General features: G+C 68.7%; 17 protein-coding genes. 13 read left to right on the top strand and 4 right to left on the bottom strand.

The window, feature by feature from the left end; translation table 11 throughout:
• Window positions 1-74: 74 nt before the first annotated feature.
• From pyrR to ACZYZ3_RS01585, 13 genes are all read left to right on the top strand, one after another.
• A complete protein-coding gene (gene pyrR, locus ACZYZ3_RS01645) occupies window positions 75-674 on the top strand; it encodes a bifunctional pyr operon transcriptional regulator/uracil phosphoribosyltransferase PyrR (RefSeq protein ID WP_463962121.1) in 600 nt (199 codons plus the stop codon).
• Complete coding sequence (locus ACZYZ3_RS01640) at window positions 671-1,714, top strand: aspartate carbamoyltransferase catalytic subunit (protein WP_463962120.1); 1,044 nt, start codon at window positions 671-673, stop codon at window positions 1,712-1,714. The genes pyrR and ACZYZ3_RS01640 overlap by 4 nt, the downstream gene beginning before the upstream one ends.
• On the top strand, window positions 1,714-3,090 hold the full coding sequence (locus ACZYZ3_RS01635) for a dihydroorotase (protein ID WP_463962119.1): 1,377 nt from the start codon (window positions 1,714-1,716) through the stop codon (window positions 3,088-3,090). The genes ACZYZ3_RS01640 and ACZYZ3_RS01635 overlap by 1 nt, the downstream gene beginning before the upstream one ends.
• Window positions 3,090-3,608 (top strand): PH-like domain-containing protein, encoded by a 519-nt coding sequence (locus ACZYZ3_RS01630; protein WP_463962118.1) that lies wholly within the window; start codon window positions 3,090-3,092, stop codon window positions 3,606-3,608. Before ACZYZ3_RS01635 ends, ACZYZ3_RS01630 begins: the two co-directional genes overlap by 1 nt.
• Window positions 3,589-4,839 carry a glutamine-hydrolyzing carbamoyl-phosphate synthase small subunit gene (gene carA, locus ACZYZ3_RS01625; RefSeq protein ID WP_463962117.1) on the top strand — a complete coding sequence of 417 codons (1,251 nt, stop codon included), beginning with the start codon at window positions 3,589-3,591 and terminating at the stop codon, window positions 4,837-4,839. Before ACZYZ3_RS01630 ends, carA begins: the two co-directional genes overlap by 20 nt.
• Window positions 4,839-8,186 carry a carbamoyl-phosphate synthase large subunit gene (gene carB / locus ACZYZ3_RS01620; protein WP_463962116.1) on the top strand — a complete coding sequence of 1,116 codons (3,348 nt, stop codon included), beginning with the start codon at window positions 4,839-4,841 and terminating at the stop codon, window positions 8,184-8,186. Before carA ends, carB begins: the two co-directional genes overlap by 1 nt.
• Window positions 8,176-9,057, top strand: a complete 882-nt coding sequence (pyrF, locus tag ACZYZ3_RS01615; RefSeq protein WP_463962115.1) for an orotidine-5'-phosphate decarboxylase — start codon at window positions 8,176-8,178, stop codon at window positions 9,055-9,057. The genes carB and pyrF overlap by 11 nt, the downstream gene beginning before the upstream one ends.
• 185 nt (window positions 9,058-9,242) lie before the next feature.
• Window positions 9,243-9,578, top strand: coding sequence for an integration host factor, actinobacterial type (gene mihF / locus ACZYZ3_RS01610; protein ID WP_463962114.1), 336 nt, complete (start codon window positions 9,243-9,245; stop codon window positions 9,576-9,578).
• Between the two features lie 23 nt (window positions 9,579-9,601).
• Window positions 9,602-10,174, top strand: coding sequence for a guanylate kinase (gene gmk / locus ACZYZ3_RS01605; RefSeq protein ID WP_463962113.1), 573 nt, complete (start codon window positions 9,602-9,604; stop codon window positions 10,172-10,174).
• A 39-nt stretch (window positions 10,175-10,213) separates the two neighbouring features.
• Window positions 10,214-10,474: a DNA-directed RNA polymerase subunit omega gene (gene rpoZ / locus ACZYZ3_RS01600; protein ID WP_011692102.1), complete on the top strand. Its 261-nt coding sequence runs from the start codon at window positions 10,214-10,216 to the stop codon at window positions 10,472-10,474.
• A 25-nt stretch (window positions 10,475-10,499) separates the two neighbouring features.
• Window positions 10,500-11,768 carry a bifunctional phosphopantothenoylcysteine decarboxylase/phosphopantothenate--cysteine ligase CoaBC gene (coaBC, locus tag ACZYZ3_RS01595; protein ID WP_463962112.1) on the top strand — a complete coding sequence of 423 codons (1,269 nt, stop codon included), beginning with the start codon at window positions 10,500-10,502 and terminating at the stop codon, window positions 11,766-11,768.
• A gap of 77 nt (window positions 11,769-11,845) precedes the next feature.
• Window positions 11,846-13,081 (top strand): methionine adenosyltransferase, encoded by a 1,236-nt coding sequence (gene metK, locus ACZYZ3_RS01590; protein WP_354170792.1) that lies wholly within the window; start codon window positions 11,846-11,848, stop codon window positions 13,079-13,081.
• A 185-nt stretch (window positions 13,082-13,266) separates the two neighbouring features.
• Window positions 13,267-15,432: a primosomal protein N' gene (locus tag ACZYZ3_RS01585; protein ID WP_463962111.1), complete on the top strand. Its 2,166-nt coding sequence runs from the start codon at window positions 13,267-13,269 to the stop codon at window positions 15,430-15,432.
• A 25-nt stretch (window positions 15,433-15,457) separates the two neighbouring features.
• Here the strand turns inward: ACZYZ3_RS01585 and ACZYZ3_RS01580 are convergent, their stop codons facing one another.
• The 4 genes from ACZYZ3_RS01580 to ACZYZ3_RS01565 all read right to left on the bottom strand — a co-directional run bounded on the left by ACZYZ3_RS01580 (window position 15,458) and on the right by ACZYZ3_RS01565 (window position 20,324).
• Window positions 15,458-15,799 carry a YciI family protein gene (locus ACZYZ3_RS01580; RefSeq protein ID WP_463962110.1) on the bottom strand — a complete coding sequence of 114 codons (342 nt, stop codon included), beginning with the start codon at window positions 15,797-15,799 and terminating at the stop codon, window positions 15,458-15,460.
• Window positions 15,800-16,428: 629 nt separating this feature from the next.
• Window positions 16,429-16,713, bottom strand: coding sequence for a hypothetical protein (locus ACZYZ3_RS01575; protein WP_463962109.1), 285 nt, complete (start codon window positions 16,711-16,713; stop codon window positions 16,429-16,431).
• 176 nt (window positions 16,714-16,889) lie between these two features.
• Window positions 16,890-18,545 (bottom strand): DEAD/DEAH box helicase, encoded by a 1,656-nt coding sequence (locus ACZYZ3_RS01570; protein ID WP_463962108.1) that lies wholly within the window; start codon window positions 18,543-18,545, stop codon window positions 16,890-16,892.
• Window positions 18,546-18,845: 300 nt separating this feature from the next.
• Window positions 18,846-20,324 carry an RNB domain-containing ribonuclease gene (locus ACZYZ3_RS01565; protein ID WP_463962107.1) on the bottom strand — a complete coding sequence of 493 codons (1,479 nt, stop codon included), beginning with the start codon at window positions 20,322-20,324 and terminating at the stop codon, window positions 18,846-18,848.
• Window position 20,325: the final 1 nt, after the last annotated feature.

Here is a 20,325-nt window from a genome sequence, read left to right as displayed (position 1 = left end):
GCTGTGGTAATTTGGAAGCGCAAATAATCCTTTTTTAATTCCGTCCCGTGAGGCGGGGAAAGGGGAGACGAGCGTTGACTTCTGTTCCAGAAGCACCGGTTCCGGCCAAGGTTGTACTCACCCGAGTGGTACTCAACCAGGCCGACATCGACCGTGCACTCACTCGTATCGCCCACGAAATCCTTGAGTCCAACAAGGGCTCCCAGGACCTGGTCCTGCTGGGCATCCCGCGCCGTGGCTACCCCCTCGCTGTCCGGCTTGCCGCCAAGATTGCCGCGGCCGATCCCACCGTGGACCCCGCCGCGATCGTCGGCCAGCTGGACGTGACCATGTTCCGCGACGACCTCTCGCGCCAGGGGATGCGCCCGCCGTACCCCACCCAGCTTCCCCGCAGCGGCATCGACAACAAAGTTGTGGTGCTGATTGACGACGTCCTGTATTCCGGCCGGACCATCCGGGCCGCCCTCGACGCGATCATCGACCTCGGCCGCCCGCGCATCGTGCGTCTCGCGGTGCTGATCGACCGCGGTCACCGGGAACTGCCCATCCGCGCGGACCACGTCGGCAAGAACCTCCCCACCTCCTCCTCCGAAAAGGTCCGGGTCCGGCTCGCCGAAACCGATACGATCGACGGCGCGCCGGTCAACGAAGTGGTCATCGAGGCCATCGCGTGAAGCATCTGCTCTCCACCGAAGACCTGAGCCGGTCCAACGCCATCCGCATCCTCGATACCGCCGAGGAAATGGCGGCCGTGGGGGAGCGCGAGGTCAAGAAGCTTCCCACCCTGCGCGGCCGCACCGTCGTCAACCTGTTCTTCGAGGACTCCACGCGCACCCGGATCTCCTTCGAGGCCGCCGCGAAACGGCTCTCCGCCGACGTCATCAACTTCGCCGCGAAGGGCTCCTCCGTCTCCAAGGGCGAATCCCTCAAGGACACGGCACAGACGCTCTCCGCGATGGGGGCCGACGCCGTCGTCATCCGGCACTGGGCCTCCGGCGCCCCGCACCGGCTCGCCGCCACGGACTGGATCGACGCCGCCGTCATCAACGCCGGCGACGGCACTCATGAACACCCCACCCAGGCGCTGCTGGACGCCTTCACCATGCGCCGGCACTGGTCCAAACTGGCCGGCACCCCGTCCGGCGGAGCGGACCTCAGCGGAATGCGGGTCGCGATCGCCGGGGACGTGCTGCACTCCCGCGTGGCCCGCTCCAACGTCTGGCTGCTGCGCACTCTCGGCGCCGAGGTCACCCTGGTCGCCCCGCCGACGCTGCTGCCGATCGGCGTCGAAAAGTGGCCGTGCAGCGTCAGCTACGACCTCGACGAGACCCTGGCCCGCGGCGTCGACGCGATGATGATGCTGCGCGTGCAGGGCGAACGGATGAACGCCTCCTTCTTCCCGACCACCCGCGAATACTCGCGCCGCTGGGGCTTCGACGACACCCGGCTCCGCGCCCTGGACAGCCTGGGCCTCAAGGACACCATCATCATGCACCCCGGGCCGATGAACCGCGGCCTGGAGATCTCCTCCGCCGCGGCCGACTCGCCCCGCTCCACGGTCCTGGCCCAGGTCCGCAACGGCGTGTCCATTCGCATGGCAGCCCTGTACCTGTTGCTCTCCGGGGACACCCGCGAACCGGCGCACCAGGCGAACTCCACCCATTTCACCCCCGCAGAGACCACCTCCGCCCACGTCACCAAGGAGAGCCACTAATGGCATCACAGCAACAGGATGCAGGCACCGGCGCCTACCTGATCCGCGGCGCCGCCATCCTCGGCGGAGCCCCTGAAGACCTCCTCATCCGCGACGGGATCATCGCCGGACGCGGGCAGAACCTGCCGGCCGACGGCGCGACCGTCATCGAGGCCGCCGGGTTCGTGGCCCTGCCCGGGATGGTCGACATCCACACCCACCTGCGCGAACCCGGCCGCGAAGACGCCGAAACGGTCGAGACCGGCACCCGAGCCGCGGCCCTGGGCGGCTACACGGCCGTGCACGCCATGGCGAACAGCACCCCTGTGGCGGACACCGCCGGCGTCGTCGAGCAGGTCCTCACCCTCGGCCGCACCGCCGGCTGGGTCGACGTCCGCCCTGTCGGCGCGGTCACCGTCGGCCTCGCGGGGGAGCAGTTGGCTGAACTCGGCGCGATGGCTGACTCCCGGGCCCGCGTCCGGGTCTTCTCCGACGACGGGATCTGCGTCCACGATCCCGTCCTGATGCGCCGCGCACTGGAATACGTCAAGGCGTTCGACGGCGTCGTGGCCCAGCACGCTCAGGAACCGCGGCTCACCGCCGGCGCGCAGATGAACGAGGGGGAGGTCTCCGCCGTCCTCGGACTCACCGGCTGGCCCGCCGTCGCCGAGGAAAGCATCATCGCCCGCGACGTGCTGCTCGCCCAGCACGTGGGCTCCCGGCTGCACGTCTGCCACGTCTCCACGGCCGGATCCGTGGAGATCATCCGCTGGGCCAAGTCCCGCGGCGTCAACGTCACGGCCGAGGTCACCCCGCACCACCTCTGGCTCACGGACGAACTCGCCCGCAGCTACGACCCGGTCTACAAGGTCAACCCGCCCCTGCGCACCGACGCCGATGTCCAGGCCCTGCGCGCGGCGCTGGCCGACGGCACGATCGACGTCGTGGGCACTGACCACGCACCGCACCCGAATGAGCACAAGGAATGCGAGTGGGCGCAGGCCGCCATGGGCATGACCGGGCTCGAAACCGCGCTGTCCGTGGTGCAGCACACCATGATCGAAACCGGGCTGATGGGCTGGGCGGACTTCGCCCGGGTCACCTCCACCGCGCCCGCCGCGATCGGCCGGCTGGAGGACCAGGGCCGCCCGCTCGACGTGGGCGAACCCGCCAACGTCACACTCGTGGACCCGGCTGCGCGCTGGACCGTTGACCCTTCTAAGATGGCAACCATGGGCCGTAACTCTCCGTTTGCCGGCCGGGAGCTTCCCGGCAAGGTGGTGGCGACGTTCTTCAAGGGCCATCCCACCGTCCTCGACGGCAAACTCAACACCCCGTACCGGTGGCTCCCCGAGACACCTGAGCTGCCCGGCGCCGCGGCGGCAGGCCACAACTGATGGATAAGCTGCCGTTCTTCATGACCATGCTGGCCCTCGCCACCGGCATCTTCGCCCTGCTGGCGGTCGGCTGGCGGAACCGGCTGCGCCGCCAGGCCGACGTCGACCCGCTGCCGGAGATCCCGGCGGAACTGGGCGCGGCCCTGGCCGTCGCCGACGGCCAGTACGTGGCCTCCACCACCGCCGGGGACTGGCTGGACCGCATCGCGGTGCACAACCTGGGCATCCGCACCAACGCCGAACTCAGCGTCCACCCGCAGGGTGTGCTCTTCGACCGCTCCGGCGCCGGCCCGGTCTTCATCCCGGCCGCCAGCCTCACCGGGGTGCGGCAGGAAAGCGGCATGGCCGGCAAGTTCGTCGAAAAGGACGGCCTGCTGGTGCTCAGCTGGATGCTCGGCAGCCGTGAACTGGATTCCGGTTTCCGCACCCGGCACGCCGAAGACAAAACCACCCTCCTCAACGCCCTGCAAAATTTGATCCCCGCGGCCCCTCAGGCCGATGCCGATAGTGGAAAGTAACGACGTGACGGACCCCAACGCAGTGTCAGAAGAAACAGTGTCAGCAACAGCAACAGCATCCACCCCGGCAGCCCTCGTCCTCGAGGACGGCCGGATCTTCCGCGGGACCAGCTACGGCGCCACCGGAACCGCGCTCGGCGAGGCCGTGTTCGCGACCGGCATGACCGGCTACCAGGAGACCATCACGGACCCCTCCTACGCCCGGCAGCTGGTCGTCCAGACCGCCCCGCACATCGGCAACACCGGCGTGAACAAGGACGACGCCGAGTCCCGCCGGATCTGGGTGGCCGGCTACATCGTCCGCGACGCCGCCCGCCGGGCCTCCAACTGGCGCTCCGAACGATCCCTGGACGATGAACTCATCGAGCAGGGGATCGTCGGGATCCAGGGCGTGGACACCCGCGCGATCACCCGCCACCTGCGCGAACACAAGACCATGCGCGCCGGGATCTTCTCCGGCGACGCGGTCCGGGCCACGGACAAGGAACTCGTGGACACCGTCCTGGCGAGTGCCCCGATGGAAGGCTCACGCTTGGCCGAGGAAGTCAGCGTGGACAAGGCCTACACCGTCGAGCCCAGGGACTGGGGCTGGAACGGCGAGCCGCGGTTCAGCATCGCCGCGATCGACCTCGGCATCAAGCGGATGACCCCCATCCGGTTCGCCGAGCGTGGCGTCCGCGTGCACGTGCTGCCGGCCACCGCCACCCTGGCCGACGTCCAGGCGGTCAACCCGGACGGCTTCTTTATGTCCAACGGCCCGGGCGACCCCGCCACCGCCGACAACCAGGTCAAGCTGCTCCGCTCGGTCCTGGACGAGAAGATCCCGTACTTCGGCATCTGCTTCGGCAACCAGATCCTGGGCCGGGCCCTGGGTTTCGGCACCTACAAGCTGCGCTATGGCCACCGGGGCATCAACCAGCCGGTGATGGACCGCCGCACCGGCAAGGTCGAAATCACCTCGCAGAACCACGGCTTCGCCGTCGACGCTCCGCTCGACGGCGCCACGCAGGCCCCCGAGGAGCGCTTCGGCCGTGTCGAGGTCAGCCACGTGAGCCTCAACGACGACGTCGTCGAGGGCCTGTCATGCCTGGACATCCCGGCGTTCTCGGTGCAGTACCACCCCGAGGCCGCCTCCGGGCCGCACGACGCCGCGTACCTCTTCGACCGCTTCATCGAGCTGATGGCGGACACCAAAACTTCCACCGAATCCAAGACTGAGGATACGAAGTAATGCCCAAGAGAACTGACCTTAAGAGCGTCCTGGTCATCGGTTCCGGTCCGATCGTGATCGGCCAGGCCGCCGAATTCGACTACTCCGGCACCCAGGCACTGCGCGTCCTCAAGGAGGAAGGCCTCCGCGTCATCCTCGTCAACTCCAACCCGGCCACCATCATGACCGACCCGGAGTTCGCCGACGCCACCTACATCGAGCCGATCACCCCCGAGGTGGTCGAGAAGATCATCGCCAAGGAACGCCCCGACGCGCTCCTGCCCACCCTGGGCGGCCAGACGGCACTGAACACCGCCATCGCCCTGGACAAGAACGGCGTGCTGGAGAAGTACAACGTCGAGCTGATCGGCGCCAACATCGCCGCGATCGAACTCGGCGAGGACCGCGAGAAGTTCAAGGGCGTTGTGGCACGCTGCGGCGCCGAATCGGCCCGCAGCCACATCATCCACACCATCGCCGAGGCCCTCGTCGCCGCCGAGGACCTCGGCTACCCGATGGTCGTCCGGCCCTCCTTCACCATGGGCGGGCTCGGCTCCGGCCTCGCCTACGACGAGAACGACCTCCGCCGGATCGTCGGCCAGGGGCTGCAGTACAGCCCCACGTCCGAGGTGCTGCTCGAGGAGAGCATCCTGGGCTGGAAGGAATACGAGCTCGAGATGATGCGCGACAAGAACGACAACGTCGTGGTCGTCTGCTCCATCGAGAACTTCGACCCGGTCGGCGTGCACACCGGGGACTCGATCACCGTTGCCCCGGCACTGACCCTCACGGACCGCGAGTACCAGCGCCTGCGCGACATCTCCATCGCCGTCATCCGCGAGGTCGGCGTCGACACCGGCGGCTGCAACATCCAGTTCGCCGTCGAGCCCGACACCGGCCGCGTCGTCGTGATCGAGATGAACCCGCGCGTCTCCCGCTCCTCCGCCCTGGCCTCCAAGGCCACCGGTTTCGCGATCGCCAAGATCGCCACCAAACTCTCCCTCGGCTACACCCTCGACGAGATCCCGAACGACATCACCCAGAAGACCCCGGCGTCCTTCGAGCCGACCCTGGACTACGTCGTCGTGAAGGTCCCGCGCTTCGCCTTCGAGAAGTTCCCGGCGGCGGACCCCACCCTGACCACCACAATGAAGTCGGTGGGCGAGGCCATGGCCATGGGCCGGAACTTCACCGAGGCCCTGCAGAAAGCGCTGCGCTCCCTGGAACAGAAGGGCTCCCAGCTGGACTTCAGCCACGTCCCGGAATGGGAAGTCGCGGAGCTGATCGAGAAGTCCAAGCGGCCCACGACGGACCGCCTGCACCAGGTCCAGCGGGCCCTGCTCGGCGGCGCCACCGTGGAGCAGCTCTTCGAAGCCACGAAGATCGACCCCTGGTACCTGGACCAGCTCCAGCTGCTGAACGAGATCTCCGTCGAGATCCGCAAGGCCGCCGCCCTGACCCCGGAGATGCTGAAACGCGCCAAGCGCCATGGCTTCTCCGACGAGCAGATCGGCGCCCTGACGCACAACGCCGAGGACGTCGTCCGCGGCGTCCGGCAGGCCCTCGGCATCCGCCCCGTGTACAAGACCGTGGACACCTGCGCTGCCGAATTCGCCGCGTACACCCCGTACCACTACTCCTCCTATGACGAGGAGGACGAGGTCGCGCTGCACGCCAAACCTTCCATCATCATCCTCGGATCCGGCCCGAACCGGATCGGCCAGGGCATCGAGTTCGACTACTCCTGCGTGCATGCCTCGATGGCGCTGCGCAAGGCCGGCTACGAGACCGTGATGGTTAACTGCAACCCCGAAACCGTCTCCACCGACTACGACGTCTCCACCCGGCTGTACTTCGAGCCGCTCACGCTGGAGGACGTGCTTGAGGTCATCGCGGCCGAGGAGCGCACCGGCGGCGTGATGGGCGTCTTCGTCCAGCTCGGCGGCCAGACCCCGCTCAAGCTCGCCCAGCAGCTCGCCGACGCCGGCGTCCCGATCCTCGGCACCTCCCCGGAAGCCATCGACCTCGCCGAGCACCGGGGCGCTTTCTCCCGGGTGCTGGACAAGGCCGGGCTCATCTCGCCGAAGAACGGCACCGCCGTGTCCTTCGAGGACGCCAAGAAGATCGCCGACGAGATCGGCTACCCGGTCCTGGTCCGCCCGTCCTACGTGCTCGGCGGGCGCGGCATGGAGATCGTCTACGACGAGCCCAACCTCTCGCGCTACATCGCCAACGCCACCGAGATCACCACCGAGCACCCGGTGCTGATCGACCGCTTCCTCGAGGACGCCGTCGAAATCGACGTCGATGCCCTCTACGACGGCACCGAGATGTACCTCGGCGGCATCATGGAGCACATCGAGGAAGCCGGCATCCACTCCGGCGACTCGGCCTGTGTGCTGCCGCCCATCACCCTGGGCAACAACGTGCTGGAGCGGGTCCGCGCCGCGACGCTGGCGATCGCCGAGGGCGTGGGTGTCCGAGGCCTGATCAACATCCAGTTCGCCCTGGCCTCCGACGTGCTCTACGTCCTGGAAGCCAACCCGCGGGCCTCCCGCACGGTGCCGTTCGTCTCCAAGGCGACCGGCGTGCAGATGGCGAAGGCGGCTGCCCTGATCGGCACCGGCGTCACCGTCAACCAGCTCCGCACGGCCTACAAGATGCTCCCGGAAACCGGCGACGGCTCCACGCTGCCGCTGGACGCCCCGGTCTCTGTCAAGGAAGCCGTGCTGCCGTTCAGCCGCTTCCGCACCCCGGAGGGCAAGGTCGTGGATTCACTGCTCGGGCCCGAAATGCGGTCCACCGGCGAGGTCATGGGCATCGACAAGCACTTCGACACCGCCTTCGCCAAGAGCCAGGCCGCCGCCAACAACGCGCTGCCCACCGAGGGCAAGATCTTCGTCTCCGTGGCCAACCGGGACAAGCGCTCGGTCATCATGGGAGTCAAACGGCTCTCCGACCTCGGCTTCGAGATCGTCTCCACCGGCGGCACCGCCGACGTGTTGCGCCGCAACGGCATCCAGGCCACCCCGGTCCGGAAGGTCGCCGAGGGTTCCAGCGCCGAGGGCGAGGGCACCATCGCCGACCTCGTCATCGCCGGGGAGATCGACATGGTCTTCAACACCCCCTCGGGCGGTGAGGCCCGCAGCGACGGCTATGAGCTGCGCGCCGCGGCAACGTCGATCGGCATCCCGTGCATCACCACGGTCGCCGAGTTCAACGCCGCTGTCCAGGCCATCGAGGCACTGCGCACCTACGAATGGTCGGTCACTAGCCTTCAGGAGCACGCCGCCGGACTGGCGGCATCGCAAAAAGCAGCGTCGCAGGAACGTCTCGTGCAGGAACGGGTCACGCAGAATGCCGGCTGACGGCATGCCGGCGGGCACCACCGCGGGTTCGGCCAGCCGGGAGCCGTTCGGCTCCCGGCTGGGCCAGGCCATGGCGGACCGCGGTCCGCTGTGCGTCGGGATCGACCCGCACCCGGCGCTGCTGGGCAGCTGGGGACTGAACGACGACGTCGCCGGGCTGGAGCGGTTCTCGCTCACCGTCCTGGAGGCGGTGGCTTCGCTCGCTGCCGCGGTCAAGCCGCAGGTGGCGCTGTACGAGCGGCACGGATCCCAGGGCATGGCCGTGCTGGAGCGCACCCTCGCCGCGGCGGCGGAGGCCTCGGTGCTGTCCATCGCCGACGCCAAGCGCGGCGACATCGGCTCCACGATGGCCGCCTACGCCGACGCCTGGCTGCGCGACGGGTCCGCCCTGGCCGCCGACTCGGTCACGCTGAGCCCGTACCTGGGCTTCGAATCGCTCCGCCCGGCCCTGGACCTCGCGGCGCAGACCGGCCGCGGCGTCTTCGTCCTGGCGCTGACGTCCAACCCGGAGGGCGCGTCCGTCCAGCATGTCGGCGGCGCGGACTCCGTGGCCCGCCGGATCGTGCGTGCCGCAGCGGCGGAGAACCGGCGGTACGCGGGGGAGCTGGGCTCGACCGGGCTCGTCGTCGGCGCGACGGTCGGCTCCGCCCTCACGGACCTGGACCTTGACCTCGCCGCGGTGCGGGGCCCCATCCTCGCCCCGGGCCTCGGCGCGCAGGGGGCCACGGCCGCGGATCTGCGCCGCACCTTCGGGAGCGCCTATGGCCAGGTGCTCGGAACGTCCAGCCGCGACATCCTCGGCGCCGGTCCGCGGATCCAGGACCTGCGCGACGCCGTCCAGCGGACACTCGAGGAGCTGCGCGCGGCGTAGGCGCCCCCGGACGTTGCGGACAGTACCCGGCGGACGCAGGGGATGCGGCGCTGAACTTGTCCATTGATTTCTGCCTCGCCAAGACGGTAGGTTCAGGACAAGTCCGCGGCACCGGCCGGGGTGCTGTTCGGCCCGTCCGGCCGGGCCGTTTGCGCGGTCCGCCCGAGTATGCAGGGAGGCATTCAGTGAGTCTGCGACCCCTCACTCCGCAGGAGCGTTCCGACGCCTTGGGCAAGGCCGCCGCCGCCAGGACCACCCGGGCCACTGCCAAGGACCGGCTCAAGACCGGAGAGCTGTCCATTGCGGAGTTGCTCAGCGCCGGGGAGACTGACGACGCGATCGCGCGGATGAGGATCGTGGAACTGCTCGAGGCGCTTCCCGGCATCGGGAGGGTGCGGGCCGCGGCCATCATGGAACAGCTCGGCATCGCGGCGTCGCGCCGGGTCCGCGGCCTGGGAATCCACCAGCGCCGGGCGCTGGTAGATTTTATAGACGACAAACAGCCCGGTCCGCCGCGCTGACCCAACCCCGCCCGAAGGAATATGTGAGCAAGAAACCGGGACTGACAGTCCTCGCCGGCCCGACGGCTGTTGGCAAAGGCACCGTGTCCACCTACATCCGGGACAATTATCCCGGCGTCTGGCTTTCCGTCTCGGCGACCACCCGGCCCCCACGGCCCGGCGAAGTCGACGGCGTGCATTACTTCTTCAAGTCAGCCGAAGAATTCGAATCCCTGGTCGAGAACGGCGAACTCCTGGAGTGGGCCGTGGTCCACGGACGCAACCGCTACGGCACCCTGCGCAGCACGGTGGACGCCGCGATAGCCGACGGCCGTTCGGTGCTCCTGGAGATCGACCTGCAGGGTGCCCGGCAGGTCAAGCAGGCCGTGCCCGGGGCGCAGTTTGTCTTCCTGGCGCCGCCGAGCTGGGACGAAATGGTCCGCCGCCTGGTGGGCCGCGGCACGGAAACAGCGGAAGAACAGCAGCAGAGGCTGGAAACCGCTAAACTAGAACTAGCCGCTGAACCGGAGTTTGACCACACCGTCATCAATGATGACGTTAGACGGGCAGCGGACGAGCTTGTTTCACTCATGGGGCTGACCCCGAACCCACGCTAGGCGCCGGGACGCATCGGCCCGTTAGAATTTGGAGAATTCGTGTCCACGAACCTTGAAGGCATTATCAACCCGCCGATCGACGAGCTGCTGAAAGCCGCCGATTCGAAGTACGGACTGGTGATTTTCGGCGCCAAGCGCGCCCGCCAGATCAACGCGTACTACGCCCAGCTGCACGAGGGCCTGTTCGAGTACGTCGGCCCGCTGGTCGACACCAAACTGAACGAGAAGTCGCTCTCCATCGCGCTGCGCGAGATCAACGAAGGCAAGCTCGTTTCCACGCCGATCGAACCTGCAGAGTAATTACGCAGCCGCAGGCGGAGGTCACGTGCGCATAGTCCTCGGAGTCGGGGGAGGGATAGCCGCCTACAAGGTGGCGTCGCTCCTCCGGCTTTTTACTGAAGCAGGCCATGACGTCACCGTCATCCCCACGGAGGCCGCGACCCGTTTCGTCGGCGTCGCCACCTGGGAGGCGCTGTCCGGGCATCCGGTCAGCAACAGCGTCTTCGACGAGGTGCACACGGTCAACCACGTCCGCCTCGGCCACGAAGCCGAACTGATCGTCGTGGCCCCCGCCACCGCCGACCTGATGGCACGCGCTGCCACCGGCCAGGCCAACGACCTCCTCAGCAACACCCTCCTGATGGCCGGCGGCTGCCCGGTGCTGATGGCCCCCGCCATGCACACCGAAATGTGGCAGCACCCGGCCACCCAGGCCAACGTCGAGACGCTCCGCAGCCGGGGCATCACCGTGCTGGAGCCCGCCTCCGGCCGGCTGACCGGTTCGGACTCCGGACCGGGCCGGCTCCCGGAGCCGGAGGCCATCTTCGAGGCGGCCCTGGCACTCGCCGGTGCGCCGCCGGTGCCCGCGACGGCGCCGGATGCGGTGCTTTCTTCACCGCGGGGTCCGCTGGCCGGGCTCACCGTCACGGTCAGCGCCGGCGGCACCCGCGAACCCCTGGACCCCGTCCGGTTTTTGGGCAACCGTTCCTCCGGCAAGCAGGGGGTGGCGTTGGCCGCCGCCGCCCGCGACGCCGGCGCCAAGGTGCGGCTGCTGGCCGCCCATATGGATGTCCCGCCGCCGGCCGGCGTGAACGTGGTCAAGGTCGAGACCGCCTTGGAGCTCCGCAAGGCCGCCCTGCACGCCGCCGCCGACTCCGACGTCATCATCATGGCCGCCGCCGTCGCCGACTTCCGCCCGGCGGATGTTTCCGGGACGAAGATCAAGAAGCGCGACGACGTCGCCGATCCCGTCATCTCGCTGGTACGGAACCCGGACATCCTGCGCGAGCTCGTCGAGACCCGGGATGCGGCCTCCCGCCACCAGCTGATCGTCGGGTTCGCGGCCGAGACCGGCGACGCGGACGGCGACGTCCTGGACTACGCCGCCGCCAAGCTGCGCCGCAAGGCCTGCGACCTGCTGGTGGTCAACCACGTGGGACAGGACAAGGTCTTCGGGCAGGACACCAATTCCGTAGTCATCCTTTCCCGTGCCGGCTCCGAACCCCAAGAGGCGTCGGGTTCAAAGTCCGACGTTGCGGCTGCCGTGATTGACCGCATCAGCGCCGAGCTGAGCCGGGTTGTCCCGCCCGCCTGAACCGGCGTAAGCAACGTCTCCTTAGCACAGGGACACACGCCGCCGGACGTCCGTTTTCCAACCAGTAAGGTAGTTGAGTGACTTTACCGCTGCACATCCCTGACTTTCACGGGTCCACGCCTCCCTCGCTTCGGCTCTTCACGTCCGAGTCGGTGACCGAAGGGCATCCCGACAAGATCTGCGACCAGATCAGCGATGCGATCCTCGATGCCCTGCTGGCCAAGGACCCAGAGTCCCGGGTTGCCGTGGAGACACTGGCCACCACAGGGCTGGTCCACGTAGCCGGTGAGGTCACCACCGACGCCTACGTCGAAATCCCGCAGATCGTCCGGGAAACCATTCTCGGGATCGGCTACGACTCCTCGGCCAACGGGTTCGACGGCGCCCGCTGCGGTGTGTCCGTCTCGATCGGCCAGCAGTCCAACGACATCGCCGGCGGCGTCTTCAATTCGCTCGAAGCCCGCGAGGGACGCCAGGAGGACGACTACGACCTCCAGGGCGCCGGTGACCAGGGCCTGATGTTCGGCTACGCCAGCGACGAGACCCCTTCCTACATGCCGGTGCCGATCTGGCTCGCGCACCGCCTTTCCGAACGGCTCACCGAGGTCCGCAAGAATGGCGAACTCGCTTACCTGCGCCCCGACGGCAAAACCCAGGTCACCGTGGGCTACGACGGCGACCGTCCCGTCTCGGTCGAGACAGTGGTGATTTCCAGCCAGCACGCCGAAGGCGCCAGCCTGGACCAGCTCCGCGCCGACCTCGCCGCCCACGTCGTCGACCCGGTCATGGCGCTGTCCAACCTGGACATCTCCCGGGCCAAGAACATCCTCAACCCCGCCGGCGCCTTCGTCATCGGCGGCCCGGTCGGCGACGCCGGCCTCACCGGCCGCAAGATCATCGTTGACACCTACGGTGGCATGGCCCGCCACGGCGGCGGTGCCTTCTCCGGCAAGGACCCGTCCAAGGTCGACCGCTCGGCGGCCTACGCGATGCGCTGGGTGGCCAAGAACGTGGTGGCTGCCGGTCTCGCGAAGCGCGCCGAAATCCAGATCGCCTACGCTATCGGCCAGGCCCGCCCGGTGGGAACCTACGTCGAGACCTTCGGTACCGAGACCGTGGATCCCGCCCGGATCAGTGCGGCGATCGCCGAGATCTTCGACCTGCGCCCCCGGGCCATCATCGATGCCCTCGACCTCAAGCGCCCGATCTACGCCAAGACCGCCGCGCACGGCCACTTCGGCCGGGAGGATCCAGACTTCACCTGGGAGCGGCTGGACCGGGTGGATGCGCTGAAGGCTTTTTTCAACGCCTGAGACGCTCCTGCGCTGTCTGGTGATGCTCTCTTGGACTGCTGTCTAGGACTGCCGACCCAAATTAATGTCACAACCCCGTGATGTGCTGTAGCCAGGCCGCCGATCCCGGCGGCCTGGCTATTCTTTGTTGAGCCGGCGCTTGGTAGGCCGGCAATGACCCGTTGCTGTAGGGAGGACACCCCGCGATGAGCCCGATCCACGGCGCCGCAGCGCCGGACGAGCCACTGCAGCTGTCGCTGCTCCAGGGCTTTCCAGCCTCCGCGGCCGCATCCTCCGGCCCGCCCCTCGCCGCCCGGCTTCCGGTGGCCCGGGTGCGGCTCGAGTCGTCTCTGCCGCACCTTGACCGGCCCTTCGACTACAGCGTTCCCGCCGGGCTAGACGCCGCGGCACAACCGGGTGTGCGGGTGAAGGTGAAGTTCAACGGCCAGGAGCTCCCCGGATACCTGATCGAGCGGGTGGCGGAATCCGACGCCGGCCACCCCCTCGTCCCGCTGTACAAAGTGGTCTCTCCGGTCCCGGTGTTGACGGCCTCCGTCGCGGACCTGGCCTACCGGGTCGCGGCGCGTTACGCCGGCAGCGTCAGCGACGTGCTCCGTGTGGCTGTGCCGCCGCGGATGGCGAAACTCGAGAAGGACCTCGCTCCCGATGGAGCCCTGGATCTGGCCCTCTTCGCGGACGGGGCCGACAACGGGGCGGGCCCGTCCATCCCTGCCGGCCTGGAAGCTTCCAGCTGGTCCTCGTACCGCAACGGCCCGGCCTTCCTGCAGCACCTCAATGCCGGGGAGTCGCCCCGGGCCGTGCTCGGGGCACTCCAGGGTTACGGTCCCGGAGGCTGGCCCCGCATGATTGCCGAGGCCGTGGCCGCCGCGCGCCTGTCCGGCCGCGGCGCCGTCGTCGTTGTACCCGACTACCGGGACCTGGACCGGGTGGAGGCCGCCCTCCTGCAGCTCCTGCCGGCCGGGGACGTCGCCCGGCTCACCGCGGACGATGGCCAGACCCCGCGCTACCGCAGCTTCCTGCGCATCCTCAGCGGAGCCGCCGGGGTTGCCGTGGGCACCCGTTCCGCCGCCTACGCGCCCGTCCACAATCTTGGTCTCGTGGTCTGCTGGGATGACGGCGACGATCTGCACATCGAGCAGCGCTCACCCTATGCCCACTCCCGCGAGGTACTGCTGCTGCGCGCCGAGCAGGAGGGCGCCGCGTGCCTGCTCGCCGGGCACACCCGGAGCACCGAAGCGCAGCGCCTGGTCGAGGCAGGGTGGGCTTGGCCGGTGGAAGCGGACCGCGCCGTCGTCCGCCGGACCGTTCCGCGGGTGCTGAACACCGCCGACAGCTACGAACTCGAACATGATCCGCTGGCGAGGATTGCACGGCTGCCGGGCGCCGCCTGGCGCGCCGCCAAGGACGGGCTCGAGCGCGGCCCGGTCCTGGTCCAGGTGGCCAGGGCCGGCTACGCGCCGTCACTTGCCTGCGAAAACTGCCGTGAACCGGCGCGCTGCACCGCCTGCAGCGGGCCGCTGGCCATCGCCGGGGCCAGCGGTAGTTCCGCCGTGCCGCAGTGCCGATGGTGTTCGACGCCGGCGCCGGCCTGGCGCTGCGGCACGTGCAACGGGGACCGGCTCCGGCGGGGTGCCACCGGGGCGCTGCGTACGGCCGAAGAACTGGGCCGCGCCTTCCCGGGCAAACCGGTCGTCACCTCGTCCGGGGACAGGGTGCTGGCCACAGTTCCGGATTCGAAAGCCCTGGTCGTGGCCACGGTCGGCGCGGAGCCTGTCGCGGCCGGCGGCTACGCGGCGGCACTGCTGCTCGACGGTGACTCGCTGCTGCGGCGTGAGAACCTGCGGGCGGGGGAGGACGCCGTCCGGCGCTGGTTCAACGCCGCGGCCCTGGTCCGGCCTGCCGGTGACGGCGGTCTTGTAGTCATCACCGCAGACGACGCAGCCGGCGTCGGGGCCCTGCTGCGCTGGGACCCTGCCGGCTACGCGCAGCGGGAACTGTCCCTGCGCCACGAACTTCAACTGCCGCCAGCCGTCCGGGTCGCGTCCATCACCGGCGGCCGGACCGCCGTCGGGCACTTCGGCCAGGCCGTCGAGCAGCAGCTGGGCCAGCAGGGGGTCGTGCTGCGGACCGCTGGCCCGGCCCCCCTCGTGACGGCCGGCGCCCCCGGCCCGACGGGATCCCAAGGCAGAGCCGAGGTTGCCGCTGATGAGGACGTGCGCACGCTGCTGTTCATCCCCTACGGGCTGGCCGCACAAGTGATTCGGGTGCTTCGCGCTGTCAAGGTCGCGGCTGCCGCCAAACGTACCGACGACCCGGTTCAGCTGCGGCTCGACGGCGTGGACGTGCTCTAAGTCGATTCTGAATGAGGTTGCCCCGTCAGCTGGCCGGGTCGTACTGGAACTGCCGGACTTCTTGCGAGCAGCGGCAGGCAAGGGCGATCTTCGCGGCCCACTCGAGTGCCGCCTCCCGGGAGGGCAGCTCGAGAACGGTGTAGCCGCCGTTGGGCACCTTGTGGCCTGGGTACGTGCCTTCGGTGACGGTGCCGTCACCGGCCACGAGCACCGGGTCTACGTCTTCATCGATCCCGCCGCCGAAGACGTACACGCCCGCCGCCTTGGCCTCGTCGATGACGGCATGCGCGGCCTCGACCACCGCCTCGAAGTCCTCCTCGGGGAACACCATGGCCTCACCGGGGAACGAGATCAGATACTTCGTCATTCGAGGGCTCCTCTGCTCCTGCGGCGCCAGCCGACGGCTCCTTCTGCGGCACCGCTCTGGTGCCAAGACCGATTATGGCCCCGGTACCCGACGTGTGGTCAAGGCAGATCGTCGCGACCGACCTGCAGAACGATCCCGGCCTTCGCAGATGCCGCTCGCGCAGTCCAGGCACTTCGGTCCACGCCGGAGGCTCTTTCGGCGCCACCCAGAAGTGGACTGCGTGAACAAGTCCGTCGTCACCGTACCGAGCAGTGCCGTCGCTTCTTGAACCACGCTGCCTTCAGGGACGGCGTGTGTTCATCTACGATCTGCCGTGTTCGAAGCGATTCAGGCGTTGGATCCGTCGCGCATTGGGTCTTTACCGTCCATCGCCGACCCCAGCGAGCAGTTTCCCGCACTCAGTACCGCCAGATTCGCGACGTTCTCGCGAGCCATCCACCGGGCCCCTCTATGTGGAAGGCGTAACGCCGCGAAGTCGGCAACGGGGCTGGGCTGACGTCATTGACCTGCCGACAAGCTCTTGTCGTTCCCGGCGCTCCCCAATTTCTTCCGCAGAACCTGTACTCCAAGAACGAGATTTACCCGAACTTGGGCCCGTGCCGGCGTCGACCTGCACCGCGTCCGCTCCATCATTTAGTGTCGGTGGCTCGTGATGTGATGGGTTTATGGATCTCGGAATGGTCTGGAGTGCGGAGGGCAGGGAGGCCCTGGCGGCTGTCGCCGCGTCCGTTGCTGCGCTTGCGGCCCTCACCGGTGCCCCGGCGGACAATGCTGATCGGTCTCAGGCGGGCCACGCTGGTCGGTCCGGTGCGGGCAACGCTGATCAGTCCGGGGCGGGCCACGCTGGTCCGTCCGGTGCGGGCCACGCTGGTCCGTCTGGTGCGGGCCTCGCTGGTCCGTCCGGGGCGGGCCATGCTGGTCCGGCGCGCGTTGATTCGTCCGGGGATGCCGGTCCGCTTCTGGAGGCCGGGTCTGGTCCGCTGTGGGCTGATCCGTTGCGGGATCTGGCGGATGCGTGCCTGGACGGGCTCGGGGAGTTGGCGCGGCTGGAGGCCCGGAGCGCGGCGTTGAAGGTGCGGCTGACCGCGGACTACGCGGAGGCCACGAGGGCGCTGGCGTCCCCGGCGGCGTCCCNCGGACGACGACGGCGGTCGCCGGAGCGTCCGCTGTCCTTGCTGGCAGTGGCACCGCCGCTGCGGCGGGTGTCGCGGCTGCCGTCGCGGCTGCCGCCGGCGGTGCGGCCGCCGTCACGACCGCCGCCGGTGGCGGCGGCGTCGCGTCCGCCGGTCCGGGCACTGTCTCGTCCGCCACTGCGGGCGCTGTCGCGTCCGCCGGTGCCCTGCCCAGTGCGGGGTGCGTTCTTCTTGCCGGTCTCGCCCAGGTCCTCGAGGACCTCGGCGTCGACGCCGGCCAGCACACGCTTGTCGCGGGGCAGCCGGCCCTTGGTGCCCTCGGGGATGTCGAGCTCCTCGAAGAGGTGCGGCGAGGAGGAGTAGGTTTCCACGGGCTCCGGGACGCTCAGGCCCAGGGCCTTGTTGATCAGGCCCCAGCGGGGCATGTCGTCCCAGTCGACGAAGGTCACGGCGGTGCCCTTGTTGCCGGCGCGGCCGGTGCGGCCCACGCGGTGCAGGTAGATCTTCTCGTCTTCAACGCACTGGTAGTTGATGACGTGCGTGACGTCGTCGACGTCGATGCCGCGGGCGGCAACGTCGGTGGCGACGAGGACGTCGACCTTGTTGTTGCGGAAGGCGCGCAGGGCCTGCTCGCGGGCGCCCTGGCCGAGGTCGCCGTGGATGGCGGCGGCGGCGAAGCCGCGGTCCACGAGTTCCTCGGCAACCTTGGCGGCGGTTCGCTTCGTTTTGGTGAAGATGATGGTGCGGCCGCGGCCGCGGGCCTGCAGGATGCGGGCAACAACCTCGATCTTGTCCATGCTGTGGGCACGGTAGATCAGCTGACGGATGTCGCGCTTGGTCAGGCCCTCGTCATCGGGGTCGGCCGCGCGGATGTGGGTCGGCTTGGTCATGTAGCGGCGCGCCATGGCGACAACCGGACCGGGCATCGTGGCCGAGAACAGCAGGGTCTGGCGGACGGCGGGCGTGCCGGCGATGAGGGTCTCGACGTCCGGGAGGAATCCAAGGTCCAGCATCTCGTCGGCCTCGTCAAGGATGACCATCTTGACGTTCTTCAGCACGAGGTGCTTCTGCTTGTATAGGTCGATGAGGCGCCCGGGGGTGCCGACGACGACCTCGACGCCCTTCTGCAGCGCCTCGACCTGCGGCTCGTACGCGCGGCCGCCATAGATTGTGGTGATGCGGGCGTTGCGCTTGCGGGCGGCGTTCTGCAGGTCATTGGCGACCTGGACGGCCAGTTCGCGGGTCGGCACGATCACGAGGGCCTGCGGGGCGCCGGGCGCGGGCAGCGAGTCATAGCCGGCGTCGTCCGGTCCGACGACGCGCTGCAGTGCCGGGATACCGAAGCCGAGGGTCTTGCCGGTGCCGGTCTTGGCCTGGCCGATGATGTCGTGGCCGCTGAGGGCGACCGGCAGGGTCATGGCCTGGATCGGGAAGGGGTGGGTGATGCCGGCGTCGGCCAGCGACTCCACGATGTCGGCGCGGACGTTGAAGTCGGCGAAGGTCTTCTCTTCGATCTCGTGCGGCTTTTCGTCCGAGATGATGGTCTCTTCCGGCTCGAGCGTTTCCGTTCCGGATTCGTCGGTCAGAAGCTGGTGCGTGTGCAATTCACTCACTAGGGGAGTTTCCTTATTCATTTGGGCTGCGCTGCTTGCTCAACGGGGCCGGCCGGGTGGCCGTTCCGGAGCACGCTCAGGCGCGCAGGCAATTCCAGTGGAAGCCGATCGCGGGCTATCAAAATGCTGGCACTGGGGACCAGCGGGTCTGTCTCAAGATCGCGTAGGGGCGGGCTTGTTGAATTCGAAAATCAAGGAAATCAACGACCGGGCATCCATATCTACCCTTCCAGTCTAGCTGTACGTGGCCCGAATCCCCGACTGACACCGCAGGCGGCGCGCGGGAGCGCCGCCGGTTCCTTAACCCACCAGCTCCAGCCGGACCTCGCGGGTGGCAATGTCGGAGGACACAATCCGCACCCTGACCTGGGTGCCGGGCTCCAGTTCGCCGGGGCAGCGGGCGGTGACGGCGGGCTCGGCGATCTGCACGATCCCGGAGGGTCCGTTGCCGTTCCCGTTCTTGCCGTTCGCGTTTTTGCCGTTCCGGGCGATTTTGGAACCCGAAATCACGACGGCGTCGAACTCCTGTCCGACGTGGTTCACCAGGAGAGCCGCCTCGACGGTGTCGAGGGAGAGCCGCTCCAGTTTGGCGGCCAGCTGGTCCGAGGTTGCCATGATCCCGGGCAGGGAGGGAAGGGCCTCGCGGGCCCAGTCCGGGACGGCCGTGCCGTTGCTGAGCGCCTCGCAGATGACCAGGACGAACCGGTCGATGAGCCGGCGCAGCGGGGCGGTGGAATGGGCGTAGGCAGCGCCGATGGCAGCCTGGGTGGCGGCCCCGGGCACGGTTCCATCGAAGGGTGTGTAGCCGGCGCCGCGGAACAGCATGCCGGCCGAGTGTACGATCGCCAGCTGGCGGGGGTCCGTCGGATCCAGGGTGCGCAGGTACTCGCCGTAGCTCATTTCGCTGTCCCAGGGCTTCCCCAGGGCGCGGGTCTGGCGGTGGAAGTGCGCCAGCGATGCCTCATCCGGGGCCGGCATGGTGCGCAGGATGCCGACCTTGCCCGCCAGCATGATCTCCGCTGCGGCCATCCCCGTCATCAGGGAGATCTGGGCGTTCCAGTCCTCCACGGGCAGCGGCGGCGCAGCGGCAATCCGGTAGCCGCCGTCGGCGAGCTGTTCGATTTCCTGTTCAGGCATGTTCAGGCTGGCGCCGCCGCGGAGCCGTTCCAGCTCTACCCGCTTCATCCCGACCTCCTTGAGCAGCTGCAGCACCGGCGCGGCGGTGCCGGCGTCGAGCTCGGCCTGAACGCCCCTGTAGCTGAGCTTCGCCCGGCTGCGGACCGTCGCGCGGCGGACCAGCACCGCGGACACCCCGGCCGCGGCGTCCAGCTCGAATTCCCACACGAACGCAGCGCACAGCTGGCCGGCGAGCAGGCTTCCGGCCTCTTCGCTGATGATTTCGGGATGCAGCGGAATCCGGCCGTCCGGCGTGTAGTAGGTCTGGCCGCGGCGGCGGGTTTCGGCGTCGAGCGCCCCGCCGGGGACCACGAAGGAAGGGGCGTCGGCGATCGCGTAGAAGACCTTGTAGCCAACACCGGAGCGGTCGATGAAGAGGGCCTGGTCCAGGTCGGTGGAGGACGCCGGATCGATCGTCACGAACTCGATATGGGTAAAGTCCAGTTCGGGCAGCTCGTGCCCGGCGACGGCCTCCTTGGCTTCCCGGAGCGCATCCTCGGGGAAGGGCCCCGGCAGCTCCAGCGTCGTGCGCAGCGCGTTGAGCGCCTCGGCAAGTTGGTTCTTTTGCTGGTGGACATTCGGGGTCAAGCGATGATGGGACACG

This window comes from Pseudarthrobacter linnaei (genome assembly GCF_055412825.1).
The sequence above is the reverse complement of the archived record's forward strand: the minus strand, read 5'-3'. Positions and strand labels throughout refer to the sequence as shown.